We start from the raw sequence: 26,547 nt of genomic DNA on the forward strand, positions 1-26,547 counted from the left end.
AAATTCCTCATTCCAATCGGTTCTTTTCCTGCATGGTTCTTAAGAAACCGGCAGGTTTAATAATCCTTGCGGCGCTCATAGGCCCTTTTGCGGAAAAAGCCGGCTCTTTTCCGTCTTTATATCCTCTGCAAAAGCGAATAAGCTCAGCGGCCGCATGTTTTGGATTCCAAAGCTTGCCAATTGTCTCAGCGGCTTTTTCACCAAACTCCAAGATTTTATCTCTATCTTCAAATAAGAGCAATACTTTATTTGAAAAATCAAAGTAATCGCCGTTTGAATATGTATATCCGTTTACTCCGTCCTCAATAAGAAAAGGAACCGCACCGGCTTCATTGGAAGCAACAACCGCACATCCGCAAGACATCGCCTCGTTGACAACGGCTCCCCAGCCTTCAAGATAATTGCTGGTGAAAATAAAAATATCAGCCGCTTTCATATAATCCAGCACCTCTTCAGGCTTTTTCCCACCTGTCAAAGTGACTTTATCTTCAATTCCCTTCTCAGTTATGCTGCGCTCAAGATCTTTTTTGAGCTCTCCATCACCTATGATATCCATCCTAAAATCATAACCGAGTCCTTTTAACTTCTCGGCAAGATTAACTGCAAATTCCGGATGCTTAAGATCAATAAGTCTTCCCGCCCAGCAGATCTTGATGGGATAACCGACCTTTCGCTCCGTCTTTACTTCGGATGCTCCGACAGGGAAATAGCCCCATTTAAGCATCTTGCCGGGATAACTGCCTATAAGTTTAAAATCCGAGGCAACATAAGCACCCGCGCATAGGAGATAAACAGGCTTTTTTCTGTATCTGATGTGTTCTTTATATTTGTTTATAAGCCCCTTGGGACTTATCATCTTCCACTGTCCTTCTCTGTAAATTCTCTCACTCACACGAAAAGACAGCTTGCCGGAAGACAATCTTTTCTCCTCAAGCTCTTTTACAAGCCCCTCTGACCAACCGAATATCGTAACGTCGCTATTTAAGATAAGATCTTCGCAGGTCTTTTTGTCCTCATAGTACACAGAAACAAAAGAGTATGAACCGGGATCAACTGCCCATCCCATGTCTATCCTCTTCTGCTCCATCGGCATGGTCTGGATGAAGTGAAACTCCACGTCAGGACCATACTCCGCCATTTCCTTACAAAAAGGAATCTGATGGTGATTTATGTAATTAGAGACAAAAGTAACGACCACTTTGTTTACTCCTTACCATTAATCTCATCATAAATCTCAATAAGTCTCTTATAATTGGCATCCGCGTCATGAGTTACGCGCGCGTGCTTGGATGCATTGTCACCGTAAACCGCTGAGATCACGGGTTCATCCCAGATCTCAAGGATCTTGTCCGCAAGCTCTTCGGGATTCTTATTCTCAAACAAAAGACCATCCTTCTTATCCGTAAGAAGATTCGGGATGCCGCCTGTTCTCGATGCTACGATCGGAACTCCGAGGAGCATAGCCTCTCCGACTGAATTGGGCGAATTCTCGATCACGGAAGCGCACACAAATACGCTGCTGTGCAAGAATCTGTCTTTCATCTGCTCCTGATTGAGCGTACCGAGCATCGATACTTTCTTTTTAAGCTTGTTTGAAGATATCAACTTCCTCAAGTATTTACCGTACGCACTCGCTCTTAAGAAAAACGGGTATTTGTTGTTACTTTTACCGATTATATTGTTACCCGCAACGTAGAGATGCGCATCCGGGTATTTCTCCAAGATCTTAGGCATAGCCTGCAGCACAAAATGGAAGCCCTTAAGCGGGTAATCACCCTGTGCCAAAAAGATAGTGTGAGGATCTGCCTTCTTCTCTTCCCACTTTCCGGTGTAAAAGAGAGGTCTCATCGTCTCATTCATCGAAAAATACTTCGCTTCGGGATTGATCTTAGCAGTCTCCGCCTTGTCAAAATCGGTTCTTCCCGTAATGTTTCCAACTGAAAGAATTGCCTCTTTCTCATGCTCCGCACGTATCAAAAACTTATTTCTCTGCTGAACCAGGGAATCATCCTTAATACGATCTCTGAAAGTAGCAGATTCCTGAACATTGGCCGGAAGTCCTGCCATGTAATCAAACGCGATAGCACCGCAAAGCCCCTGAATACCCAGAAGTGTCTTATCCGGATTATTAAAGGCTCTGAGCATAGCAAGTGTATGAGGGAACTCGGTTCCGAAAATATGCACAATATCGGGATTAAAATCATCCAATACTGTGCGGAATCTCTCCTCGATACTGCGATCGTAGGTCTCCGGATGGTCAAGATCCTCAGTAAAATCATAGTAGGTTATACCGTCGATAACCTCTTTGTAATTGCCGGCATCTTCTTTAGGAAAACAAATTCCAAGTGTCAAATTTTTCTTTTCGGAATCATTTTCCCCAATGATCCTATCAAGACAACCCGTAAGCCAGCCTTCTCTTACGGAGTATTCAACTCCATGCGCTTCCGCATACGCCGGAAGCATAATGTTACATAACCATAAAACTCTCAATTTCTCTTCTCCTTTAGCTTGTAAATAAAGCTCTTAAGCGTGTTGTAAACTCCTGATGTAAGCTTATTTGATGACAGCGCAGTTCGTAGCGCTGCAAAAGTAAATATCCTGATTATATCATATTTTCGAATTTGTGACACAGGAAGATACATTTTGATAATATCACGGCGCTCTTCCTCAGACAGTTTCTTGTTTACATCGGAGAATCCGCCGCCCTCATAATTGGCAACGATCACCGGCATGTAGACTGCCTGTGCCTTCTCTTTATAAAAGCATCTTAAAAAATGCTCGTAATCCGCTCTGACCTTATATTTTAGCTCAAACGGATTTCTGTATATGAGTCTCTCATCATAAAAGCATGCCTGATGGGACGGAACGTTTCTGTAGCACGCAAAATCATCAATCTTGGGATTGGACGCCACTCTGTATCCTGTCATGCAATCAAATGTATCTCCGTAAAAGATCGAAGGAACCGTCGTTCCGCTCTTTTCAATCTTGGAAATAATATGATCATGGACCTTTCTGAGCACATTCTCATCTCTGAAAGTATCTCCGCAATTCAAAAAGAAAATATATGAAGGAAGCTCTCCGGCACGAAGAATCTTAACTTTCTCCGCATCTTCAAACTCCGCGTCCTCTGCTCTGGCGTTCTTAACCTTATCATTTAAATGCGAAGCCGCGATATTCATCGCATGATAAATTCCGTTATCACAGCTCTCAATTATAGTAACTTCGCCATTTTCATCGACATTTCCGGTCATCCCCAGTTTTTCCCTGAGCTTATCAAGCGAACCGTCCGTAGACATTCCGTCTTTTATCAAGATCCTGTAATTGCAATAAGTCTGCTTCTTAACGCTCTCAACTGTCTCGATCAGCTTATTTCCGGGATTATATGAAACTATTATTATTGTAAAAAAAGGCTTCTTCATAAAAACAAAAACTCCTTAATAACCTTTATCCGAAAGAATAGGCGGCATATCGTGGAAAAGAATCGTCTGATACGGAAGTATCCTGACTCCGTCCCTCGGTGCGTCATATCTCATATACATAACAAAATATACCAAGCACGCAGCGCAGACCAACACCGTGACCAGCTTTCTCTTTTTATCATCCTTGATATTCTTTATAACTGCAGGGATAAAAAGAATCTGAGTCACCGTAAGGTAATATCCGAGCCTCGAGATTTCCGGAAGGAATTTACCGAATATATAAAGCGCCAACGCGATCAGATTACAGTGAAAATAAAACAGATAAGTCCTGTTTTCCTTAAGCTTATCCCGAAGTACAAAAAACGCAAAAGCAAGCACGGCAACGCATCTTGCTATGGCAGTAATACTCGTTCCGGTATTAAGCTCCGTATTTTTGTATGTGTAATAAATCCACAAAGCAGCCTTAAGATAAAGATCATTAAGGAACAGACACGACAAGCACATAACCGCGCCCACTCCGTACATCCATCTCTTCCACTTAAGTCTTGCCAGCGGATAAAAGAAAAGAATCAGCAATATGGAAAAATGAAAAAGACAACCGATAAGTGCCACAACCGCAAATCTCGGCCAATCTTTTTTTATCACAAACTTGATCGAATACAGCGCCATTCCTAAAGCCAAATAATAACGCACGGTACTTATAGACTGGAAATAATATCCGAGCAACATGAACATTCCAAAACTCAAAATGAACCATTCACTCTGATCCCAGATTGCTTTCATAAAAAAGAGAACCGTAAAAAACGAAAAGAAAGCGAAGACCAAAATAAATTGTTCCGACCCGCAGATTGAATAAATAACATATGTTACCATGTTGAAACCGGGCTCCGTTATCACGTATGCATTGGAATAAACAAGATGCATCTTCTCAACATATGATGCATAATCGTTTCCTACATTAACCCTGAGCGCAGACACCAAAAAAAGGCCCAGGAATATGGTAAGCATCGCAATAAGATTGACCATGTCCTGTCTTTTCATGCCACGATGAATGCAGATATTACGTGCATACTCTGTATTAAGTTCCGTCTTCTTGATCAGCATGGCGGTCATAATGACCACCGCCGTCAAAATCAGGTAAACAGCCATCTGTATCCTCTCAAATAACTTAAGCTCAGATTATCTTGTCTTTAGTTTTCTTCCGTGGTTTACGCCCTTGACAAGAAGCTTATAGCTCTTAACAAGCCCCATATCCTTACACATCACATCTTTGTTCTTAAACAAATATCTAAAACCCAGAATCTTGGCAAAATTCCCATATAAGAAATGATAGAGTACACCGCGGTCAAAAAAGAATCTGTCGGTATATCCTTTAAACCAGGTCGATTCCCCGACTTCTTCGTGACCGAGTGAGACCGGTGTCCTGTACATGCAAAGCCCCGCCTTCAAACAGTCATGCAAAAACAGTGAATCCTCTCCGTTCATGAACTCGGCGCCGCCTCCGAACAAAAGAGAATATCTCACTCCCGCCTTAATTATCTTATCTCTCCTTGCAGCGATCGCGTACGCAGGGTATCTTCCGTAATTTCTCCAGGTTATCCTCGCGTAATCCTCATTCCGGTAGGTCTCCCTCCCCGGCTGCGCCTGTACGTTAAAAAGAAGCACATCCGCTTCCGGATGCTTATCGAATTCGTCAACTATTCTCTGTGAATATCCCTCATCATAAACGATGTCATCGTCTCCAAAGTGAATAAGCTCATGAGTTGCCGTATCAAGCGCCATATTTCTCGATAATCCAACGCCCTTGGCATGTCTTGTGAGCACCTTACATAAACCGCTTTGGGTTACGATCATCTCATCCTTATCCGCACCGCTTCCGTCGGGAACCTGATTGACGATAACGGCATCGGTCTCTATTTTCATTTTAAGAGGAAGCTCCTCTGCAGCCTTATTAACGGCTGAAATTAGTATCTCAAGTCTATCAGACATCAGGTTAAACTCCGTAGTATTTTTTTATAAATTTCTCATCGGCACGTGCAATAACGATTCCCAAAATAGGGCAGTCATGCTTCTTTAGCTGTGAGATTACATGTTCGGTCATGCATCCGTTCTTTTTCCCCATAGGAACGCCCAGTATCACGCCGTCCGATTCGCCTATTTTTCTGTAATTCTCAAGGACCTTGCCGGGAACCTCCATGGGAGTGAGCTTAGATACGCTCTCACTTCTTCCGTTACCAAGAACATTCTTTAATACATCAAGATCTTTTACCGACCTCTCATAATCTTCCAAACTGTCGGTTGAAATGAAATAGGCCTTTTCTGCCTTTGAAGCATATTTTTCATACGCCGCCGTCAGCTCGTTTTTGAGCATGTCGCAGATCTCACCTTTGGAAGATAATACTCCGAGAACAGGAATCCCATATCTTCTCTCACACTCCTCGGGTACATATACCGAATCATCAAACGCATCTAATAAAAGAATTATCAGCACAGCCAAAAGAGCTGCCACAACAGCGCCAAATATAAACGCCGTCAGAATCCTGTTATCAACTTTCTCAGGATAAACATCGCTTCTTGAAATAACCGAAATGGTATCAACCGCATGCATAACACTGATGCTCGGGAAGATTTCAAAATCTTTTATAATTGCATCCGTTATCTTATTCACCTTGTCTTTATCTGCGTTCTTGACTGTGATGACAAGAAATCTGTAGTCCGAAGGAACGTCCGCCGAAACTGAATTTTTTACCTCTTCTTCCGTTATGTCGCATCCTTCGTCCTTCAAGATCTTTGCTGTCTCTTCAAGCACATCGTGAGACGGCAAGATAAGCTTGGACCATGAATAAGAATTATAATAATCTATCATTGTCCCGCCGGATTCATTGGTAAGATACGCATCGGGAGAATAAGTCAGATAAAATGAGGTCTGCGCTTCAAAGCACCTCTCAGGTCCGAAAATCACCGTCACCAGATAATAAATGCATCCGCCGATAAGCGCACCGATAAGTGCCATGACAGGGATAAGCCACAGCTTCTTTATAAGTCTTAAATAAAAGCTCTTAAGATCCAGCGTTTCTTCCATATATTTGTTCTTGTTTCTGTCCATGTATCGTCTCCGTATCGCAATTATCGGTTACGCAAGTCATTTTCTCCGCGCACCGACTGCCTTATGAGTTCTTCTTGGCAGTAATCTGGTCATCCTCAATTCCCTCCGTTGCATCGGGAGTAATAAGAATCTTGGGTGTAAGCAGCGCAATCTTAAGATCGAGCCAAAGCGAATAGTTCTCTATATAAGTAAGATCAAGCTTAAGCTTGTCATACGGCGTTGTGTTGTACTTGCCGTAAACCTGCGCATACCCCGTAAGTCCTGCTTTAACCTTGGTCCTGAACGCAAATTCAGGCATCTCTTCCATGTACTGATCTATGATCTCAGGTCTCTCCGGTCTAGGTCCGATAAAAGACATATCTCCGATGAGAATGTTAAAGAGCTGAGGAAGCTCATCAATCCTGCACGCCCTGATAAACTTACCAAACGGTGTGATCCTGGAATCATTCTTGGATGCAAGCCTTGCAACACCGTCCTTTTCCGCATCCACACTCATACTTCTGAATTTCATTATCTTAAACTCGCGCCTGTCCTTGGTGCACCTTACCTGTTTGTACAGGACCGGGCCTCCGTCGTAAAGCTTAGTAACGATCGCTGCGATCAGCATAAGCGGCGAAGTAATGATAATAAGCAAAAGAGATATCAAGATATCAAGGAATCTTTTTATAAATCTCTGCTCAATCTTGATGGAATATTCTCTAAGCAAAAGAACCGGTGTATCAAAAACATGAAGCTGCGATGACCCTTTTAACAGCACATCCGTTATCTTGGGCATAACATATATTCTTATATTTCTGCCATAGCAATATTTAACAAGCCCATTCCTGTATTGGCTCGGAACATCCCAGATGATAACTCCGTCGTAATCTCCAAGGCATTCTTCGTATACCTTATCAATACCCTCGGAAATATTGATCTTTTTTACAATAGTGTACTTATCTTTTCTTGTATCAAATTTACTGATAATATCATCCGCAGCATACTCGCCGTTTACAAGGAGAAGCCTTCTCGGCGGGAATATCCGCATATAAAGAGCGTTTGTTATGTATGCCCATGCAAAAGATATCAATAACTGAATCAGGAACATCCCCAACATCGGAAGGACGTCAACATACTGAATTCTAATGATCAAAAACTGGGCGTAAGTAAAGAAATTTACCAAAAACAATATAAAGATCTGTGACAAAAAAACATCCAATGGCTTAAGGTAGCCTATTTTAAGTCCGCCATAAGCATTAGAAATAACTATCAGCAATACAAAATAAAGAAGTAGTGTGAATATGTGGCCCCATATTGTATACGTAAGACCTCGACCCATGTACCAATCGCCTACAAGAACATATTCCCCAGTCTCCTGATCCAGCTGAAGAGTTTTTCTTCTCCAATCATGTAAGATCGGATAATAAACACTAAACCAAAGCCATGCGTAAACCGCAGTCTGCATAGCAAGCCCCACAAATCCCAACAACAAAACTGTTATTCTTCTTGATGATTCAGAACGTTTCATATTATTCCCTATGACCGTCATCTTTCTCGCAAATTATTCATTCGGCAGATTATATCATTGTCCTCTTTTACAGTCTGCGAAGAGTCGCTCTGACAGCCCATCCTCCAAAGTAAAATAAAGATTCCAACACCGACAGGTTGGCTATATTTCTGTATAAAAACCAGATTCTTTCCATAGCGATAAGCTTATTGGACGAAAGAGACTTTGGTGGTCTCCTGTAGATCGTAAGATTCTCATCAAGTCCGTAAGCTGTAATTCCGCTCTTAAGTATCCTCCACCACGTCGCCGTGTCCTCACTCGGAACCATAGGCATGTGGATAATTTCCATATCTATATTTTCCGTATCGAACATGACCGTACTCGTGAAAATAACTGTTCTGGAAAGCGCCTGCCTGAAATTAAGCGTCGCGGGCGCATGAACAATCTTTCCGGTAGGTCTTGCCTTCTCATCTCCGAACTCATAAGAGTGAAAAGAAAAAGCGGCTCCCGTCTTTTCCATGAAAGCAATCTGCTTTTCTAACTTGTCCATCTCCCAAACATCATCGGCATCAAGAAAAGCTATGTATCTTCCGGCAGAAGCATCTATTCCTGAGTTTCTCGCCGCAGCCGCTCCACCGTTAACTTCTTTTCTGATAAGTCTGATCCGCTCATCCTGCAGCTCTCTGATATATTCCTCTATAAGATCGGCGCTCCCATCTCTGGATGCGTCGTCCACAAGGATAAGCTCCCAATCCTTGTATGTCTGATTGCATACCATAGCTATGGTATCTTCTATATATTTAGCCGCGTTGTAAACCGGCACGACAATACTGACCATTACAACTCCTCTTTTACGATATACAAAGGACGCTTCTTAACTTCAAGATACGTCTTTGAAAGATACTGACCGACCACACCCACAAAGAACAGCTGCAATCCGCTGACAAACAAAATGATACTCGCCATGGAAGCCCATCCCACCATCTGGTTGGGATCTCCCACGGTAAGCTGCCTTATAACAATAAATATGACAAAGATAAAGGCGACCAGACAACATAGCATACCCAAAACAGAAGCAATTGTCAGAGGCGTAGTCGAAAAAGCCACGATCCCGTCAATAGCATAGGCAAAAAGCTTCCAGAAAGACCACTTGGTCTCGCCCTTTCTTCTCTCGATATTTTCAAATTCAATCCATTTATTCTTAAAGCCGACCCAGCCGAATATTCCTTTTGAGAACCTATTGTATTCTTCCATGGAAAGAACAGCATCGACAAATTTGCGTGTCATGAGCCTGTAATCCCTTGCGCCGTCAACAATCTCCGCGTTGGAAATCTTGTTGATAAGCCTGTAGAATCTCCTTGCGAAGAACGATCTTATCGGAGGCTCGCCTTTTCTGCTGACCCTTCTTGTGGCCACGCTGTCGTATCCTTCATCCATCACCGCATTTATCATTCCAGGCAAAATAGCCGGTGGATCCTGAAGGTCACAGTCCATAATAACCACATAGTCGCCCTTTGACTTCTGCAGTCCTGCGTACATCGCCGCCTCTTTTCCAAAGTTCCTGGAAAAGCCCACAAGATGCACTCTTCCATCCTTCTCATGAAGACGCGTCACTTCTTCCTGCGTCTTATCGGAAGAACCGTCATCAATATATATGATCTCAAGCTCGATATCTTTTTCCTTGAAAAAAGACTCGTTCTTTAAAAGCTCGTTGTAGAAATCCGCGATATTATCCTGCTCGTTGTAGCAGGGAACAACAACACTAAGTAGCTTCATTATTGTTTTTACTCCTGATTCATATTCTCGGACATTCAAAAGCCTGTGCCCTCTTCTGCCACAAGTTATAAAATCCCACTCTATTCAGTATTTTACACTTAAAGGGCCTGTCTTTCAAATTTCTGCGGGATATTCTTGGAAAAAAGCATATACTACCTGCAACCTTTACACATTTATGATTGTTTATGATGTGTAAAGGTTTTATTTTGCCCGTAATTAAAAAATAATTCATATTTTCACAATAGAATCTTTACTTTATTTTGCAGAAGCCTTAAAATCTAATCAACATAATATAGGAGGACATAATATGAAAAAGACTAGATTACTTGGACTTACACTTGCATTATTGGGAACTGTGACAATGCTTGCCGCATGCGGTTCAAAGAAAGAAAGCGCTGAGTCATCACCCGAACAGGGCGCTGAAGCTGCAGCTACCGAAAATACAGCCGAAATAGAATTCGGTAAAAAATCTGAAGAGGAATACCCTATTTCAGATGAGGTCCGGAAAAAGCTTGATGCTTTAACAACAAATTATTCAAAAGTAAATTGGGAAGCTGAATACATGCCGACAGACGGCATCGTAGTTTCTGAAGGAACATATATTGACACTCAGAATATGGTAAGCGTAGAATACCACCATTTGGTCGTAGCATTTACCAATACAACCGATCAGAATATCAAGTTATCATTGGACGGTAATGTTGAAGGCGTAGACGGTACCTATATACAGGACATCTTCACTGATGATATTGAAATCTGGGCAGGTAACACTGTAGCAATTACTTTGGAATTGTTAGAAAAGGCTCCTTCCGGAAACATCAAGTGGAACAAGGTTGAAATCCAGCCTCTTGACTTAGAATATACTCCATACGAAATCTCCGCAAAACTAGACAAGGGTGATTCCGGAAATTACAGTATTAAATCCGAGGTGGTTTCCGATCCGGAGCATATGAATTCCTACAGCACCAAAACAGGTTGCGGACTTATACTTGATAAAGACGGCAAAATACTAAGCGGAAACAGCTTATACGAATCAAGCTGGGATTCATGGTCCAATTTATCTATCCCCGCAGAAACATTTAACGGCGAAAACGCCGATCAGGTAATATTTGTAAATCTTTATCTGCCAAAATAAATTTTGAATCAAATAATAAAACCCTCTACACAACTCAACTGTGTAGAGGGTTTTCAATTTCCGATCTTTATCTCTCAGCGCGCATGGGATTCTCCAAGAAATCCTTGTACGCAAGCTTGATACCGTCTTCAAGCTCTGTCTTATATGTCCAGCCAAGTGCTTTGGCTTTTGATACGTCAAGAAGTTTTCTGGGCGTTCCGTTGGGCTTTGTGGGATCCCATCTGATCTCGCCTGTGTAGCCGATGATGGCTGCAACCTTCTCCGTAAGCTCTTTTATCGTAAGCTCTTTTCCCGTTCCGGCATTGACCGTCTCGTTGCCGCTGTAGTTATTCATAAGGAATACGCAGAGGTTCGCAAGATCGTCTACGTAGAGGAACTCTCTCAAAGGACTTCCGTCGCCCCAACATGTAACGTAAGGAAGATTCTGTTCCTTAGCCTCATGGAATCTTCTTATAAGTGCGGGAAGAACATGAGAATGTGTAGGATGGTAGTTGTCATTTGGTCCGTATAAATTAGTCGGCATAACCGAAATATAATCAGTTCCGTACTGCTTGTTTAAGTACTCACAATACTTAAGGCCCGATATCTTGGCAAGTGCGTAAGCTTCGTTGGTCTTTTCAAGCTCTGATGTAAGAAGGCAATCCTCTTTCATGGGCTGAGGAGCCATTCTGGGATAAATACAGGATGAACCGAGGAACTCAAGCTTCTTACAGCCGTTCTTCCAAGCCGCGTGGATAACATTCATCTCAAGGATCATGTTCTCGTACATGAAATCCGCAAGAGCTTCGGAATTACCCATGATACCGCCAACCTTGGCGGCTGCAAGGAAAACATAATCGGGCTGCTCCTGGGCAAAGAACTTTTCGACCTCGTCCTGTCTCGTAAGATCTAGCTCGCTGTGGGTTCTCGTGATGATATTGAAATATCCCTGTTCCTTAAGCTCTCTTACGATCGCAGAGCCAACCATTCCTCTGTGACCCGCAACATAAATTTTATCATTTTTTTCCATCATGATATGCGCCTCTTTTCCCTCTTATCTTACTTATCAATGCCCTTTTCAAGGAACTCCGCAAGGTTAAATTCAACGTGCTCATTGGCTCTCTCAACGGCAACCTTAGCCATATCGTGCTCAACCATGATCTTTACAAGCTGTTCAAAAGAAGTGGTCTGCGGATTCCAATGGAGCTTCTCTTTTGCCTTGGTAGGATCACCCCAAAGGTTAACAACGTCTGTAGGTCTGTAGAAATCAGGTGATACCTCGATGAGTACCTTTCCCGTAGCCTTGTCGTAACCCTTCTCGTCAGCGCCCTCGCCCTTGAACTCAAGCTCGATGCCGGCGTAGTGGAATGCAAGAAGCGCAAACTCACGAACAGAGTGCTGAACGCCTGTTGCGATAACAAAATCCTCAGGCTTATCGTTCTGAAGAATAAGCCACATACACTCAACATAATCCTTGGCATAACCCCAGTCACGAAGACTTGAGAGATTACCAAGATAAAGTTTATCCTGCTTGCCCTGTGCGATACGTGCTGCTGCAAGTGTGATCTTACGTGTAACGAAAGTCTCGCCGCGGCGCTCTGACTCGTGGTTAAAAAGAATTCCCGAGCAGCAGAACATGTTGTAAGCTTCTCTGTACTCTTTTACGATCCAGAAACCATAGAGCTTTGCAACCGCATAAGGGCTGTATGGATGGAAAGGAGTGTTCTCGTTCTGAGGAACCTCCTCAACTTTTCCGTATAATTCCGAAGTTGAAGCCTGATAGATACGGCAAGTCTCTGTAAGACCGCACTGACGAACGGCTTCAAGAACTCTAAGTACACCCGTAGCATCGACGTCAGCTGTAAACTCAGGTGAATCGAATGATACCTGAACGTGTGACTGTGCTGCGAGGTTGTATATCTCATCGGGACGAACCTTGGACACGATACCGATGATGCTCATTGAATCGCCGAGATCTCCGTAATGAAGATGGAAATGAGGCTTACCCTCAAGATGTGCTATCCTCTCGCGGAAATCTACCGATGATCTTCTTATAATACCGTGAACGTCATAGCCCTTTTCCAAAAGGAACTCTGCAAGGTATGATCCGTCCTGACCTGTAATACCTGTTATAAGTGCAACTTTACTCATATTTGCTCCTAATTCTGCTAATAGTATGTCTCTACTTAAATTTTAACACACTATACTATAACATATAATAATCACTCTTCAAACAGAGGGGTAGAAAAATATCTCTCCGCAGTATCGGGGAGCACTGTAACTACAGTTTTTCCGGGGCCGAGCTTCTTGGCAAGCTTAACCGCAGCGGCAACATTGGTTCCGCTTGAGATTCCGCACATGATGCCCTCTTCTCTTGCAAGTCTCTTAGCCATTGTAAGCGCCTCGTCATCAGAAACGATGTGAATGTTGTCATATATCGATCTGTTGAGGATATCAGGAATAATTCCGTCTCCGATACCCATCTGAATATGCGTTCCGATATTTCCGCCCGCAAGTATAGCTGCATTCTCGGGTTCTGCTGCCCAGATCTCGATGTCGGGGTACTGCGCCTTAAGAACCTCTCCGATACCGGTGATGGTTCCGCCCGTTCCGATTCCGGAGCAAAACCCGTGAATAGGTCCTTCAACCTGTTCCATTATCTCAAGCGCAGTGTGGTTCTTGTGCGCCATTGTGTTATTCGGATTCTCAAACTGCTGAGGAACAAAAACATTGGGATCTTCATCTCTCATTCGTAGCGCCGTGTTAAGGCACTCCTCGATGCAGGCTCCGATATCACCGTCATCATGAACAAGTATTACTTCCGCGCCGTAGTGCTTAACTATCTTTCTGCGCTCCTCACTGACGGAATCGGGCATAATGATCACTGTCTTATAGCCCCTTACCGCTCCTACAAGAGCAAGACCTATTCCCTGATTGCCGCTCGTCGGCTCAACAATTACAGTCTTTTCATTTATAAGTCCCTGCTTCTCGGCAGCCTTTATCATGTTAAGAGCGGTTCTGGTCTTGATCGAACCGCCCACATTTAATCCTTCGTATTTAACAAGAATCTCCGCTCCGTCCGGATCAGCGATCCTGTTAAGTCTAATCATTGGTGTATGCCCTACAGCAGCGAGCACGTTGTCGTGTATCATTGCCAAGTATCTCCTTAAAACTGTTTTTATTCCAAAAGTCCCGAGCATTATCGGAATGCATTGCCACTAAGCTTACCAGCCAATCTTACGGATCTTCTCCACAAGATTTCTTCCGTAGATCTCGCATCCAAGCGGATTCGGATGAAGAAGATCAAGGAAGTATTCGGGAAGATGCGGAACCATCTCCATTCCGTCTATTACGCTCACATTCTTATAGCTACCCGCGATCTCTTTTACCTTCTCGCAGAAAGCCATCAGAACCGGAATTCCCTCTTCGCTGTCACCGCGCCACAAAGGCGAGATGCACAGGATCGGAATCTCATCACCATAAATACCTATAAGTCTCTCATAGTACTCCTCAACAGCCTGCACAGCATCAGCATCGCCGTACTGGTTGGTTCCGAGCGCAACGATGATCTTATCGGGGTTATACCCCTCCATCTTCATCAGGCAGTTCTTATCATAGATATATCCGCCGATTCCCTGATTGACTATATCATAATTTAGAATTCTGTTCGCGACGCTCACATAAGTACAGCCCGAACGAAGCGGTCCGTAGCCCTGTGTGATCGAATCTCCGAGCCAAAGAACCTTCTCATTTTTCGCAGCCTTAGTATATGCCGCGTCAATCTCAAAGTTCCTTACAAGCACTGTCTCGTCCGCAGGAAGATAAATAACAACTGATTTTTTACCGGTGGGAAGCTTCCATGAAAGCCTTCCCTCATCCGCGATATCTTTTACATAGACAATGTTCGTGATCTGTCCGTCTATCATTAGTTCAAAAGAGTCTTCGGAGCCCTTCCAGATTATCTTGTAGTCAAAAGAAACTTCGCTCGCCTCAGTCGTAAACTCAAAAGTCTTAGCTGTAGTCGCCGTACATCTTTCGTACCAAAAATCCAGAGCCCCCTTGAAGTACTCGATCTGATCCTTGTTGTACTGAAAAGCCTGAAGATATCCGTCTTCGGTCCCCTCAAATTCGTACGCCCCAAAATAAAGCTCTTTTAATTCCTCATTTGATAAAACCATACCTATACCTCACATAAAAGCTGAAATAACAACATAAGAATGATTATACTTTATTCTAAAATGTTTTACCAATACAAAAGAGCTGATTTGGGAGATTCCCGCAATTGCCAATAATATTTCGCATTATTTGACAGATATATCTTAACAATGATATAACAAACGACATGAGTGTTTTAAATACCGACTCATGATTCATCTAACGTTTATCAAAGGAAAAGGAGAAAAAATATGGAAAAGAAGGGCGCACAGTTATTCATAGGTGCATTAACTGCCGGAATTGTGGCTACATCAGCTATTACGGGCGCAGCAACAATCAAGGGGAACGTAGAAACTACTGAGACTGTAGAATATGTGATGAAAGAAAACGAACATAATTTTACGTCTCAAGAATACTCGCTAAATACATTAGGCACGCCATACATAACAATAACGTATAATAAAGACGGTAAAATAGTGCAAAAAAACATCCATGACTGCGATAGTTTTGACGAAATAATAAAAGGCCTTCCAAAAGGTTTTGGATATAAGAAATTCTATTTAAAGGGCTACAAAGGAGAGGTTTTTGCCATCACCGGTAACCCCTATACCTCGAATGGAAAAAACACATCATATTATGCTTATTTCTTTACAAAACAAAGCGGCAACCATGTCCGCTACGTTGGAAGCATCAAGACAGATAGTTATGACAGACCGATAAAGCTATCCAGTGATGGTATTCTCTATGCAAGTGCAACAAGAGACATATACGAGACCTTTCTGGTAACATCTGATGGACAGAAGCTCCTTTACAAAGATCACATCTTTCTTTTTCGTCATGAGGAGGAATGCGAAGGCATTCGAAGAGATTCGGACGTCAGCGCTCCCGGAAAACAATTCCAAAGTAGAGACAAAAAAGATTATGATAAATATGTTAAACAACTACAAAACACACCGGCAATCAACTTTGACATAAAATAACCTAAAAACGAGGAAGCTCAGCTGAGCTTCCTCGTCTTATTTCTGCCTATATAAAAGATCAGTGGCTTGAAGCGCTTGCTGCTGCGCTTGATGCCACGATGACCATAAGCATGATCTCTTCGGCGATGACTTTGGCGAGAGTGCCTCCGACAACCGCTGCGTTTACGGCAGCATCGTCTCCGGCGTAGCTTTCATAAACCAAAGTAGCAGCGATCATAAGTCTTGTCTGCTTTGTCACAGACCAGAATCCAAAGCCTTTTTTCTTCTTAAGATACTCAGCCGCCTCAACAACTTCGGATACAATGTCATCAGTATTCATGGAAATATTGGTCAAAAGACCCAGTGAAGCAAGCTCATACTCTTTTCCGTATGTAGCACGTGCTGCCTTGAATGCATTGAAAATCTCCAATGTCTTCTCGCTCTTTTTGACAGCATCACCTTCAAAAGCAGTAAGCACCTGTGCAAGTGAATACACGGCATTCTCATGGAATAAGAATTTACCCTTGATAGAAGCATAGGTATTTTCGAGCTCTTCGAGAATAGCCTCTGCGCTCTTATCAGCCATTGCCATAATAACCGCAAGACATGTGTCCTGATCGGTCGTTAAGAAAGGATGCTTACTCTTCATTCCCTTCATGAGTACATTAGTCTTTTCGATTATCGCGTCGGCATCCGCAACTCTCTTTGCATCAGCGATCACCATTGCAGAAAGTGCTCTGTAGCTTGATCCGAAGAACTTACCCGACTGAAGCTTGCCGTACACAGCGATTATATCCTCAAGATACTGATCCGGGTTATCTGAAAGAGCCATTCCCGTAGCGGCGATGAGCTCATTGTTTCCGCGGAAATATGACATTATATTCTGTCTCTTTTTTAATTTCTTTCTGCACTCTTTTACATGCTGAATATCAACGTTCTTTTCGCTCTCTGTATATGAAAGTGCCGCAATCGTCTTAAAAAGCGGATGCTCCCACCAAAATCCCTTGCGATAAGAGATTACGTTCTCCCCTAACAGATCACATTTTTTCATTACATCATTTTTCATCGTGCCTCTCCCTTGTTGTTAATATTTTAATATCCGATCTCTTTTAGTATCATATCCATAAGCTTTGCGTTCTTAACGGAAAACTTGGATGATACATGAGGTTTCTCACCGTTTTCGATGCATCTGTTCATCTGCTCGATTTCAAGGGAATAGTTCTGCGGGATATCGAGGCGTTTGATTGACACCCCTTCATCCGTGTAGATCTTGTAGGCCGCCTCGCCCTGCTTGTTGTACTCAACCTTGGAGCGAATATAGCCTCTACTTCCGTGAACGTAGAGATTGTCAAATCTTGCATTCTTATCAATTCCAAGAACCATTCCGACATTGAACGCCGCTCTTGCTTTATTCTTGAAACGTATCATGCAAGACGTATGGATATCTACGTTATCCTCATTATATTCCGCCTGAGCCTTGATATCTTCAGGTTCCGAATCAATAAGCGTAAGGATCATCGTCGTGCAGTAGCAACCAAGATCGTACATTGCTCCGCCGCCGTTTTCTCTTCGTATACGGATATCGTCGGAATATCCCTGGGTCAAAAAAGCTGTCTCAATATAATCGATATCCCCGATCATTCCGCTCTTTACAACCTCTTTAAGGCTCTCAATATAAGGGCTGTGAAGGTACGCATAAGCTTCCATCAAAATTACGCCGTTTTTCTTGGCAATCTCAAAAAGCTCTTTCGCATCTTTTTCATTAAGCGTAAGGGGCTTTTCGCAAAGCACATGCTTACCCGCGTTCAGAGCTTCTTTTACCCATTTGTAATGAAGATCGTTCGGAAGAGGAATATATACGGCTTGGACATCGCTGTCTGCCAAAAGCTCCTCATAGCTTCCGTACGCCTTCTTAAAATCGAACTCTTTTCTGAAACTCTCCGCCTTCTTAATGCTTCTTCCCGCTATCGCGTAGAGCTCGCAGTTTTCAGAAAGTCTCATTCCGGGAATCGTGCAACCCCTTGCAATGTTCGCCGTTCCAAGTACACCCCATTTAACCATATAGAACCACCTTTATTTTTTGAAAAGACCGCCCGCAAGATTCTTGATATCGCCAAAATCAAGCTTTCCGTCAGATACCGCTGCCTGAACCTTCTTGATGTCATCTTCGCTTATATCGATATTGGCTTTCTTCAAGATTTCTTTTGCCTGAGCAGGGTCAACCTTGGCAATCTGTGCCATGAGTTCCTTATTTCCGCTGATCTGTTTGATGATTTCTGTGATGTTTCCCATAGTGTAACCTCCTCCGGTTATAAGTGTTTTCTGCGTCATTTTTATTATACTACAAAAGAGCTGTCGTTATATCACAGCTTCTTTTTCTGCTGCCCACCCGTCATCGCTACCATGAGCGCATTCGGAACAAGCTTGCCAAAAAAGATCGCTGCTTTCATCCTATGCGTCGGGATAATAACGGTTTTCTTTTTATCCATGCCCTTAAGGCACTCATCAACGCAGCGACGGGCGCTTATTCCGTTTAGAGCAAAAGTCACATCTGCGTTTTCGTTAAACTCCGTATCCACAGGTCCCGGGCAAAGGCAGCAAACATGCACCTTGCTTCCAAGCTCTTTTAACTCTCTCGCTACAGCTCTGGTTATCGAAACAACATACGCTTTTGAGGCATAGTAGGTCGCCATATAAGGGCCTCCCGGAAGAAGTCCTGCGCTGGATGCGACATTGAGTATCGTTCCAAAACCCTGCTTGTTCATCTTTTTAAGTATGCCCTTGAACAGAATGTGCATCGCAACGTCGTTAACCTTGATTATCGAGATCTCTTTTTCAAGATCGGTCTCAAGAAAATTCCCCGCCGTTCCAAAGCCCGCGTTGTTGATAAACACGTCGATCTTCTCATCGGATACATCCGTAAGGAGCTTCTTACACTGCTCCTCGTCCGAAACATCCGCAGTTATTATCCTGCACTCTACTGAAAGCTCCTCCTTCAAGGCAACGAGGCGCTGCGTCCTTCTGCCCGTCAGAATGAGCTTATAGCCCTGCTGCGCATATCTTTTTGCAAACTCGGCGCCAAGCCCTGAGGTCGCACCTGTGATAAAAGCTGTCTTCATAAAATACTCCCAATCCCATTTATATAGATTAACGCATCAACCCCGAGCCATCTTCAGCCTGCGAGCTCGCTCAGCGTCTTGTAGAACTCCGGATACTCCTTCTGCACCCTTATGGGTTTTCCTTCCTTGGTCAAAAAAGCGTGTGAAGATGTGGCTGTACAAACTACTACTCCATCTTCATTTTTCATCTCGTACGAAAGAAATAGCTTCACACCCTTAAATTCTTTTACGGAAACACTTATTATAACCTTATCAGAAAACGTCGTAGTCTTCTTATAATCGCAGTTCACATTGATAACGGGCGATATTATACCCATATCCTCGAGCCTTGCGTAGTCCCATCCAATCTGAGAAAGGAAGTCAACTCTTGCTTCTTCCATCCATCTTATGTAATTGGAATGATGAGTTATCCCCATTCTGTCTGTCTCGTAGTATTGCACGGTATGTATGTAGTCCATGTCAGTCCTCTTTCCTTAATTTATAAACGCTTGTCCCGTTCCATTAAATTTCATTATCAATATTCATCCAAGAAATTGTGCCTCACGCCATCTTTTTTATACTCGATAATGGTGTTGAGCTGCACATTCTCTACGCTTCTGAAGATATTGGACTCGACGAACGGATTGGTTTTTTTGAGCTTTTCTATAAGCTTCTTGGTCTCAAGCCTCTTGGACGATGTTGTTCCGTCCGTATGACAAGTCGTGCAAGTCTCCGTGAAGTGGCATGCACACTGCAGGAAATGAAGCTCATTGTAGTCTCTCCAAGCGCAGATATCGCTCTCTCGTATGAAATACATGGGTCTTATAAGCTCCATGCCCTCAAAGTTGGTGCTGTGAAGCTTTGGCATCATAGTCTGAATCTGACCGCCCTGGAGCATTCCCATGAGAATAGTCTCGATAACATCATCGTAATGGTGACCGAGCGCGATCTTGTTGCAACCGAGCTCTTTGGCCTTACTGTACAAAAATCCTCTGCGCATTCTGGCGCAGATATAGCACGGACTCTTTTCTATATTATCTACCGAATCAAAGATATCACTCTCAAAAATTGTGATAGGTATGCCGAGCGCCTTGGCATTACTCTCGATAAGCGCCCTGTTTTCTTTGTTGTATCCCGGGTCCATTACAAGGAAAGTTACTTCAAACGGAATCTGTCTGTGCTTTTGTATCTCCTGAAAAAGCTTAGCCATCAGCATGGAATCTTTTCCGCCCGAAATACAAACTGCAATTTTGTCTCCCGGATTTATGAGCTTATAAGTCTTGCACGCCTTGGCAAATCTTGAAAAGAGCTGTTTATGATACTTCTTTCTAATGCTCTCCTCAGCCTTTTGCTGCTTCTCACCCTTTTTAAAATGCTCAAGCTCATCCTGAAGATAAGCCATATATCCGCCCTTAAGGCCATAATATTCGCGTCCTTCAAGCGCGAGAAGATCCTCTGCCTCCTTGGTTTTCTGTCCAATCTGACAGTATAGAATAAGCTTTTTGTCCTGCGGAATCTTCTTGATTGCCGCATTTTCTTTCTTCTCAAGCTTATCCATATCAATACGGATCGCGCCCGGAAGCATGCCGTACGCAGCAAGTGCCTCGTCGCGCACATCTATTAACTTATACGAATCCTCCGGAAGTTTGCGGAGCTTTTTTATCGATATTTCTTTCATTACCCAATAATCCCATCTATTTTATATGACTTATTGTCATACGCCATAATATACTATTTTCAGCGGCGCTGCCAGTTGATTTTTATAGGTCGGAAAGTCTCATCATAAATATAGAATATTCATCATTCTGGAAGTCGAGATCCGGAGAGTTCTCGCCGCCACCGTTGGTACTGCGCTTGATCTCCGCATAGAATTCCTCGCCCTGGTTGACGATATCCATAACGGAAAGCTCAACTCCGGCACCACCCGCAGCCTTACAGAAAGCCGCAAGCGGATCAGCTTCGCTCCTAGTATCCAAAAGACTCTGCTTAAGAGCCGCATCCTCTTTTGCCTTATTTAATAAAACTTCAAGTTTATCTGCCGTATTCATGATATCTCCCACCTTTCTTTCTCAGGTTTGAAACTAATAGAATTATAACAAAAAAAGCTCGACCATTTCAAAATGACCGAGCCCCGTTGCCCTTTTTTACAATTATATCACAGCGGATCCCTCAATATGAAAACGTCTGCAAAAACTGCTTAAGTCTGTCAGTCTTGGGATTGTCAAAAAACTCATCGGGGGCACCCTCTTCAACAATCCTTCCGCCGTCGATAAAGATCATCCTGTCGGCAACTGCCCTGGCAAACTGCATCTCATGAGTGACAATGACCATCGTCCTGCCCTCTTTTGCAAGGGACAGTACAACATCCAGAACCTCGCGCACCATCTCAGGATCAAGCGCCGCCGTGATCTCATCAAGAAGCAGAACCTCAGGATGCATGATAAGTGCTCGCACAATTGCAACTCTCTGCTTCTGACCGCCGGAAAGCTGCCTTGGAAAACTATCTTTTTTAAGCAAAAGACCTACCTTATCAAGGAGCGCCAGTGCCTCCTTTTCCACTTCCTTCTTATTGCTCTTTTTGACCTTCAAAGGCGCCAGCATCAGATTCTGAAGCACTGTCAGATGCGGGAAAAGATCATAGCTCTGGAAGACCATTCCCGCTTTTTCTCTTATCTTTCCTATGTTCTTGGAAGAAGCATCAACAACCTGGCCATCAAGAGTGATCTGCCCATCCTGTATATCCTCAAGACCGTTGAGGCAACGCAGGAACGTACTCTTTCCGCAGCCGGATGGCCCCACGATCACAACAACCTCGCCCTTTTTGACCGAAAGATTCAGGTTCTCGAAAACCGTTATGTCCTCGTACCTCTTACTTATATTCTCTACTCTTAGTATCTCGTCCATATCAGTTCTCCCATTTCTTCTCAAGATATCTCGAAAGCATGCTGATCGGCCAGCACGCTATAAAGTACAGTAAAAAGATAATAAGGAACACCCCAAAGGCTGCTCCCGGCGAAGCCTTCCTGTTCGCCTCGATTATCTGCTGCCCAACTTTCAAAACCTCCACGATTCCGATCATCATCACAAGGCTCGTAGTCTTTATCATCCTTGTAATAAGATTTATCGAAAGCGGGATCATGCGCCTTATTATCTGCGGCACAATTACATACGCATAAGTCTGCGACCTGCTAAGTCCAAGAGATAAGCTGCTCTCATACTGAATAACCGGAATACTCAGAAGTGCTCCCCTCACAAGGTCCGCCATCTCCGCAGTCCCCCAGAAGGAAAAAACAATGATCGCAGCAGTCTCCGCTGATAAGTTGATTCCAAGCGCCTTGGTGGTACCAAAATACACAATGAACAAAAGCACCATCTGCGGCATAATCCTGACAATCTCAAGATACACTCTGGAAACCGCCGTGATCACAGGATTCTTAAATGCCATCAGTATTCCAAGCACAACTCCAAGAGCAATACTTATCACCACAGACACAAGACTGATCCTAAGCGAAACCGCAAGTCCCGTAAGGAGACGGATCATATTATTACCCTTTAATAAAACTTCAAATCCCATATGCTCACACTCCCAACGTCCTAAATCTCGCCTTTTTCTCAATCACACTTCCAATAACAGAAACCGGAAGCAGCATGATAATGTAAAAGATAACCAGAAGGAACAGCGCTTCTGTCGTATCATAGTAAAGACCTATCAGATCCTTGGCTGTAAACATAAGATCCATAAGACTTATCGCAGAAAAGACGCTTGTCTCTTTCAAAAGAAATATCACATTTGCAAGGATTCCCGGGACGCTCTGCGAGATCGCCTGTGGCAATATTACCGATATAAAGAGCTGTCTCTTTGAGAGCCCAAGTGCAAGAGCACTCTCCGTTTGAGACTTAGGGATACTCTCAAGACCGCTCCTAAAAACCTCCGCCATGTAGCTTCCACCTAAAAGTCCTAAGCCTACAAATCCGCAAGTCTCCGCAGATATAGACACTCCCACTTTGGGAAGACCAAAGTAAATAAAAAACAGCTGTACAAGAAGCGGGGTATTTCTAAAAAGCTCAACATACACTCTCGACAACTGCGCCAAAAGCGGCACATTAAAGTGAATAACAAATGCTACAAAAAGACCTATGACAAATGCCAGCAATATGCCCAACCAGCCAATCTTTATCGTCAGCAAAAATGCTTCTATATATAAAGGAATGTAAGATGTAATAACTTCAGGGTTCATAATTTTTCCTTAAACCGAGTTTGGGAGAGTCCACAGACTCTCCCTCGCTCTCTATATAATAGGATGATATGTTACTCAGCGTCTGATGTTGCCTCTGTAGCAGCCTCTGCAGAATCCTCAGAGCTTGCAGCCTCTGCTGCCTCATCGGCTACCTTGCCGCCTTCAACTACAAGTGTCTCCTCATAGTCTGCGCCGTAAGTATCAATAAGAGTTGCCTCATAGTCTGCGTGGAAGAACTTCTCCTCACCAAGAGATACGATCTCATTGTTGAGCCAGTCAAGAAGTGAGCTGTTGCCCTTAGATACTGCAGGAGCAATTGTATCCTGGCTTCCAAGTGAAGGAATACCTACAACATATCCGGGATTCTCGATAGCGTAAGCAATAACCTCTGTGTTGTCATTAGCCCAAGCTACACCTGTTCCGTTCTCAAAAGAAGTCTTGGCTGTAGCATATGTATCAAACTTCTGAAGCTTGATATCAGGATAGTTCTTCTCAAGATATGTCTCAGCTGTTGTTCCTGAGATAACGATAACCTGATCATCTGCAGCAATCTGTGAAAGATCCTCAATAACCTTGCCCTCAGGTGAAACAACACCAAGTGCAACATTCATATAAGGAAGTGCGAAATCAACCTTCTGCGCTCTCTCCTCAGTTACTGTGAAGTTTGCAAGAACAATGTCAACCTTACCTGTCTCAAGATACTCAACTCTGCTTGCTGCCTCAGTTGATACATAATTGATCTCAACTCCAAGGTCCTTACCGATTCTCTCCGCAAGATATACATCGTAGCCCTGATACTCACCATTCTCATCAACATAACCAAAAGGGTTCTTGTCAGAAAAGACTCCGATATTGATCTTGCCGCTCTCCTTGATCTCATCAAGTGTTCTGTAAACCTTATCACCTGCATCTGCCTGGGCTTGTGTAGCATCAGCCTGTGCACTCTCACTCTGCACTGCCTGATCTCCACCCTGTGCTGCTGCCTGTCCGCATCCTGTAAGTACGCCGGCTCCAAGTACAAGTGTAAGTGTAGTAGCTAATAATTTAGTCAAAAGATTCTTTTTCATAATATTTGTTCTCCTTCGTAATCGATGAACAAATATTACTTCGATTTGCCTAGTAGGTCAATAGGTTTTACGATAGCTAATCTTTATTGCTATTGATAGATGTTGGTTATAACAAAAAAAGAGGCGACAATAGAGTCTAAAGTCGCCCCTTCTTTCTAAAATTATATTAAACTATCCCCTTGCCTCATATTTATGAATCAAAACGCCTCTACATCTGATAATAAACATCCATAATAAAGAAATTGCAATTTGCTTTTCCCTGCCGCAATTTGCTGTATATCTTGGCATTATCTTTATTTTCCAATTTTGAATATATCTCATTAAGTAACTTATTGTACTGTGCAAAGTTGCCTTCGAATCGGACTTTTACAGCCGAATCAATCCTCAAATGATATTTTATATCCTGCGCTTCGGCAGGTCTGTCTTCAATCTCTTTTTTATAATAAAAAATATATCTGTCTTGATCTTTTTCTACGATTGCACCACTATTTGCTTTCTTAAGCATCTTACAGAAATCTCTTCTGTCTACAATTATCTTATCCGTACAAACTTCCCTAAACTCCGTATACAGTTCGGCATAGTCCATATTTTCTCATCCTTGCATCTTACGTTCGTAATATATTCCGGATATTAACGCCACTAAACACTGAGCCCCAAATAGAATTTGAGTATAAATCTCAACATTGCGAAAGGAAAACAATTCATTAAGTTCGAAAATAGTTGCTATTCCCCAGCCCGCAACCGCAGCCAGCAAAACCTTGGATGAAGCTGCACGAGCTTTAGTTACAACCATATTCCATTCAGGACTGTTATTGTAATGTGCTTTTTTTACAGCGTTCCAGATAATAAATCCGAAAAAACTGATTATCGTTATTATCAGCGCTACCGTAACAAATACATGATTGTCCATCTTTTCCCTCCTTATTTCTTTGATCGATCTCTTTGAAATGATCGGGAGTGAGCAATTGTCACTCCCGTTTCATTTCTCATATTAATCAGTCTTTATTTCCACCTAAATATCCGCTGACCATAGATGAAACCGCTGTGACAATTGTTGCGCATGCTCTTGATGAATCTGAGATCAACTTAATAGTCTGCTTGATTGTCTCACCATCAACATCACCTGCGCCCTGAATTTTAGCCATATCAGCAAAACTCATATTCTCAAATGCAGCACCTATGATCTTATTAATCTTCTCATTACTCATAGTATCATTCTCCCTTCAAGTACAGTCTTTTGTTAACTGTTATCATTATTTAAAAGAATCCGCAAGACCTTTAGAAAGGTCATATGCGCTGGCAGTAAATGATATAATTTCAATTGCCGTCTCTAAAAACCCTTTAAAGCCTTCTCCGTCAACATCGCCTGCACCCTGGAGGCGCGCCATATCCTCTGCGCTCATGTTCTCAAAAGCAAGACCTACAATCTTATCAAATCTTTCTTTTCTTTCATTATTCATGATCATGTCATCCTTTCTTAATATCAATCTTTGCCCGTGATAATATCATATGTAGCCTTTGTAAGCTCATATGTGGGGATTGTATACTCGATAATAGTCTTAACGACACTTGACCAACCTTCCGCTTCAGTATCTCCTGCGCCCTGGATATTCGCCATATCTACATCCTTAAGATCCTCAAATGAATTACCTACTACCTTGTTAAGATTTTCCTTTGACATATTTTTTCTCCTTTTCTTTTTAGATTTGTTTAATTAATGTTTTCGTTTAGATTATTTTTGAAAAAGACTTACTATAGTCTGTATTGTAATATTTGCAAGAACAGTCCATGTTTCTGCGTCAGTATCTCCGGCGCCCTGGGTCTTTTCCATTTCCTCATCCTTAAGATCTTCGAATGAGTTTCCTACAGCCTTATTAAGCTTATCCTTAGACATATTCCATCCTCCTTCCTTATTAATCTTTGTTGGTGCTTGCAATAATACTTATTACAGCAGGAATACCATAAATAGCACTTAATACCACAGGAGTTGTCTCAGCATTGGTATCACCTGCACCCTGGGTCTTTTTCATATCGTCATCCTTAAGATCCTCGAATGAATTACCTACGACCTTATTCAATTTATCCTTTGCCATAGCTTTTCTCTCCTTTTCATAATTTAATAAGTTATG

At 42.8% G+C, this 26,547-nt stretch carries 33 protein-coding genes; 2 read left to right on the plus strand and 31 right to left on the minus strand.

Features of this window, described 5'->3' with window-relative positions; genetic code table 11:
• Positions 1-7: 7 nt before the first annotated feature.
• From D6856_RS10675 to D6856_RS10715, 9 genes are all read right to left on the minus strand, one after another.
• Positions 8-1,198, minus strand: coding sequence for a glycosyltransferase family 4 protein (locus D6856_RS10675; RefSeq protein ID WP_120686868.1), 1,191 nt, complete (start codon positions 1,196-1,198; stop codon positions 8-10).
• 5 nt (positions 1,199-1,203) lie between these two features.
• Positions 1,204-2,490, minus strand: a complete 1,287-nt coding sequence (locus D6856_RS10680; protein ID WP_120686869.1) for a glycosyltransferase family 4 protein — start codon at positions 2,488-2,490, stop codon at positions 1,204-1,206.
• Positions 2,487-3,419 carry a glycosyltransferase gene (locus tag D6856_RS10685; protein WP_120686870.1) on the minus strand — a complete coding sequence of 311 codons (933 nt, stop codon included), beginning with the start codon at positions 3,417-3,419 and terminating at the stop codon, positions 2,487-2,489. Before D6856_RS10685 ends, D6856_RS10680 begins: the two co-directional genes overlap by 4 nt.
• Positions 3,420-3,434: 15 nt before the next feature.
• Complete coding sequence (locus tag D6856_RS10690) at positions 3,435-4,568, minus strand: EpsG family protein (protein WP_120686871.1); 1,134 nt, start codon at positions 4,566-4,568, stop codon at positions 3,435-3,437.
• 30 nt (positions 4,569-4,598) lie between these two features.
• The gene (locus D6856_RS10695) at positions 4,599-5,408 is read right to left on the minus strand and encodes a glycosyltransferase family A protein (RefSeq protein WP_120686872.1); all 810 of its coding nucleotides are present in this window, start codon (positions 5,406-5,408) and stop codon (positions 4,599-4,601) included.
• A gap of 4 nt (positions 5,409-5,412) precedes the next feature.
• Positions 5,413-6,525: a hypothetical protein gene (locus tag D6856_RS10700; RefSeq protein ID WP_120686873.1), complete on the minus strand. Its 1,113-nt coding sequence runs from the start codon at positions 6,523-6,525 to the stop codon at positions 5,413-5,415.
• A 61-nt stretch (positions 6,526-6,586) separates the two neighbouring features.
• Positions 6,587-8,032: an exopolysaccharide biosynthesis polyprenyl glycosylphosphotransferase gene (locus tag D6856_RS10705; RefSeq protein WP_120686874.1), complete on the minus strand. Its 1,446-nt coding sequence runs from the start codon at positions 8,030-8,032 to the stop codon at positions 6,587-6,589.
• 67 nt (positions 8,033-8,099) lie between these two features.
• Positions 8,100-8,849 carry a glycosyltransferase family 2 protein gene (locus D6856_RS10710; RefSeq protein ID WP_120686875.1) on the minus strand — a complete coding sequence of 250 codons (750 nt, stop codon included), beginning with the start codon at positions 8,847-8,849 and terminating at the stop codon, positions 8,100-8,102.
• On the minus strand, positions 8,849-9,787 hold the full coding sequence (locus D6856_RS10715; RefSeq protein WP_120686876.1) for a glycosyltransferase family 2 protein: 939 nt from the start codon (positions 9,785-9,787) through the stop codon (positions 8,849-8,851). Before D6856_RS10715 ends, D6856_RS10710 begins: the two co-directional genes overlap by 1 nt.
• A 307-nt stretch (positions 9,788-10,094) precedes the next feature.
• On the opposite strand from D6856_RS10715, the gene D6856_RS10720 reads away from it, so the two are divergent.
• Positions 10,095-10,922, plus strand: a complete 828-nt coding sequence (locus D6856_RS10720; protein ID WP_120686877.1) for a hypothetical protein — start codon at positions 10,095-10,097, stop codon at positions 10,920-10,922.
• Between the two features lie 67 nt (positions 10,923-10,989).
• Here the strand turns inward: D6856_RS10720 and D6856_RS10725 are convergent, their stop codons facing one another.
• The 4 genes from D6856_RS10725 to D6856_RS10740 all read right to left on the minus strand — a co-directional run bounded on the left by D6856_RS10725 (position 10,990) and on the right by D6856_RS10740 (position 15,079).
• Positions 10,990-11,931: a GDP-L-fucose synthase family protein gene (locus tag D6856_RS10725; protein ID WP_334295373.1), complete on the minus strand. Its 942-nt coding sequence runs from the start codon at positions 11,929-11,931 to the stop codon at positions 10,990-10,992.
• Positions 11,932-11,960: 29 nt separating this feature from the next.
• Positions 11,961-13,052 carry a GDP-mannose 4,6-dehydratase gene (gene gmd, locus D6856_RS10730; protein WP_120686879.1) on the minus strand — a complete coding sequence of 364 codons (1,092 nt, stop codon included), beginning with the start codon at positions 13,050-13,052 and terminating at the stop codon, positions 11,961-11,963.
• A gap of 71 nt (positions 13,053-13,123) precedes the next feature.
• Complete coding sequence (cysK, locus tag D6856_RS10735) at positions 13,124-14,053, minus strand: cysteine synthase A (protein ID WP_092249175.1); 930 nt, start codon at positions 14,051-14,053, stop codon at positions 13,124-13,126.
• Positions 14,054-14,125: 72 nt separating this feature from the next.
• Positions 14,126-15,079, minus strand: a complete 954-nt coding sequence (locus D6856_RS10740; protein WP_120686880.1) for an SGNH/GDSL hydrolase family protein — start codon at positions 15,077-15,079, stop codon at positions 14,126-14,128.
• 228 nt (positions 15,080-15,307) lie between these two features.
• On the opposite strand from D6856_RS10740, the gene D6856_RS10745 reads away from it, so the two are divergent.
• Complete coding sequence (locus D6856_RS10745) at positions 15,308-16,036, plus strand: hypothetical protein (RefSeq protein ID WP_120686881.1); 729 nt, start codon at positions 15,308-15,310, stop codon at positions 16,034-16,036.
• A 58-nt stretch (positions 16,037-16,094) separates the two neighbouring features.
• Here the strand turns inward: D6856_RS10745 and D6856_RS10750 are convergent, their stop codons facing one another.
• From D6856_RS10750 to D6856_RS10835, 18 genes are all read right to left on the minus strand, one after another.
• Positions 16,095-17,081: a DUF4003 family protein gene (locus tag D6856_RS10750; RefSeq protein ID WP_120686882.1), complete on the minus strand. Its 987-nt coding sequence runs from the start codon at positions 17,079-17,081 to the stop codon at positions 16,095-16,097.
• 26 nt (positions 17,082-17,107) lie between these two features.
• Positions 17,108-18,076, minus strand: a complete 969-nt coding sequence (locus tag D6856_RS10755) for a Gfo/Idh/MocA family protein (protein ID WP_120686883.1) — start codon at positions 18,074-18,076, stop codon at positions 17,108-17,110.
• 12 nt (positions 18,077-18,088) lie between these two features.
• Positions 18,089-18,307, minus strand: coding sequence for a hypothetical protein (locus D6856_RS10760; RefSeq protein ID WP_120686884.1), 219 nt, complete (start codon positions 18,305-18,307; stop codon positions 18,089-18,091).
• Between the two features lie 71 nt (positions 18,308-18,378).
• Positions 18,379-19,134, minus strand: a complete 756-nt coding sequence (locus D6856_RS10765) for an SDR family NAD(P)-dependent oxidoreductase (RefSeq protein WP_092249198.1) — start codon at positions 19,132-19,134, stop codon at positions 18,379-18,381.
• A gap of 53 nt (positions 19,135-19,187) precedes the next feature.
• Positions 19,188-19,592, minus strand: coding sequence for an acyl-CoA thioesterase (locus D6856_RS10770; RefSeq protein ID WP_120686885.1), 405 nt, complete (start codon positions 19,590-19,592; stop codon positions 19,188-19,190).
• A gap of 56 nt (positions 19,593-19,648) precedes the next feature.
• Positions 19,649-20,791: an ATP-binding protein gene (locus D6856_RS10775; protein WP_120686886.1), complete on the minus strand. Its 1,143-nt coding sequence runs from the start codon at positions 20,789-20,791 to the stop codon at positions 19,649-19,651.
• Positions 20,792-20,873: 82 nt separating this feature from the next.
• A complete protein-coding gene (locus D6856_RS10780) occupies positions 20,874-21,161 on the minus strand; it encodes a hypothetical protein (RefSeq protein WP_120686887.1) in 288 nt (95 codons plus the stop codon).
• Positions 21,162-21,282: 121 nt separating this feature from the next.
• Positions 21,283-22,017, minus strand: a complete 735-nt coding sequence (locus D6856_RS10785; protein WP_120686888.1) for an amino acid ABC transporter ATP-binding protein — start codon at positions 22,015-22,017, stop codon at positions 21,283-21,285.
• Between the two features lies 1 nt (position 22,018).
• Positions 22,019-22,687 (minus strand): amino acid ABC transporter permease, encoded by a 669-nt coding sequence (locus tag D6856_RS10790; protein ID WP_120686889.1) that lies wholly within the window; start codon positions 22,685-22,687, stop codon positions 22,019-22,021.
• Between the two features lie 4 nt (positions 22,688-22,691).
• The gene (locus D6856_RS10795) at positions 22,692-23,351 is read right to left on the minus strand and encodes an amino acid ABC transporter permease (protein ID WP_120686890.1); all 660 of its coding nucleotides are present in this window, start codon (positions 23,349-23,351) and stop codon (positions 22,692-22,694) included.
• Positions 23,352-23,422: 71 nt separating this feature from the next.
• Positions 23,423-24,418 (minus strand): transporter substrate-binding domain-containing protein, encoded by a 996-nt coding sequence (locus D6856_RS10800; protein WP_120686891.1) that lies wholly within the window; start codon positions 24,416-24,418, stop codon positions 23,423-23,425.
• Positions 24,419-24,626: 208 nt separating this feature from the next.
• Positions 24,627-25,004, minus strand: coding sequence for a DUF5975 family protein (locus D6856_RS10805; RefSeq protein ID WP_120686892.1), 378 nt, complete (start codon positions 25,002-25,004; stop codon positions 24,627-24,629).
• Positions 25,005-25,010: 6 nt separating this feature from the next.
• The gene (locus tag D6856_RS10810; protein ID WP_120686893.1) at positions 25,011-25,328 is read right to left on the minus strand and encodes a hypothetical protein; all 318 of its coding nucleotides are present in this window, start codon (positions 25,326-25,328) and stop codon (positions 25,011-25,013) included.
• Positions 25,329-25,413: 85 nt separating this feature from the next.
• On the minus strand, positions 25,414-25,626 hold the full coding sequence (locus D6856_RS10815) for a mersacidin family lantibiotic (RefSeq protein WP_120686894.1): 213 nt from the start codon (positions 25,624-25,626) through the stop codon (positions 25,414-25,416).
• Positions 25,627-25,671: 45 nt separating this feature from the next.
• Positions 25,672-25,878, minus strand: a complete 207-nt coding sequence (locus D6856_RS10820; RefSeq protein ID WP_158588917.1) for a mersacidin family lantibiotic — start codon at positions 25,876-25,878, stop codon at positions 25,672-25,674.
• A 23-nt stretch (positions 25,879-25,901) separates the two neighbouring features.
• The gene (locus D6856_RS10825) at positions 25,902-26,099 is read right to left on the minus strand and encodes a mersacidin family lantibiotic (RefSeq protein ID WP_120686896.1); all 198 of its coding nucleotides are present in this window, start codon (positions 26,097-26,099) and stop codon (positions 25,902-25,904) included.
• A 51-nt stretch (positions 26,100-26,150) separates the two neighbouring features.
• The gene (locus D6856_RS10830) at positions 26,151-26,312 is read right to left on the minus strand and encodes a mersacidin family lantibiotic (protein WP_120686897.1); all 162 of its coding nucleotides are present in this window, start codon (positions 26,310-26,312) and stop codon (positions 26,151-26,153) included.
• A 19-nt stretch (positions 26,313-26,331) separates the two neighbouring features.
• Entirely contained in the window at positions 26,332-26,511 is a 180-nt protein-coding gene (locus D6856_RS10835) for a mersacidin family lantibiotic (protein ID WP_120686898.1), read from the minus strand.
• Positions 26,512-26,547 lie beyond the last annotated feature (36 nt).

It is taken from the genome of Butyrivibrio sp. XB500-5 (genome assembly GCF_003625505.1).
Lineage (GTDB): Bacteria > Bacillota > Clostridia > Lachnospirales > Lachnospiraceae > Butyrivibrio.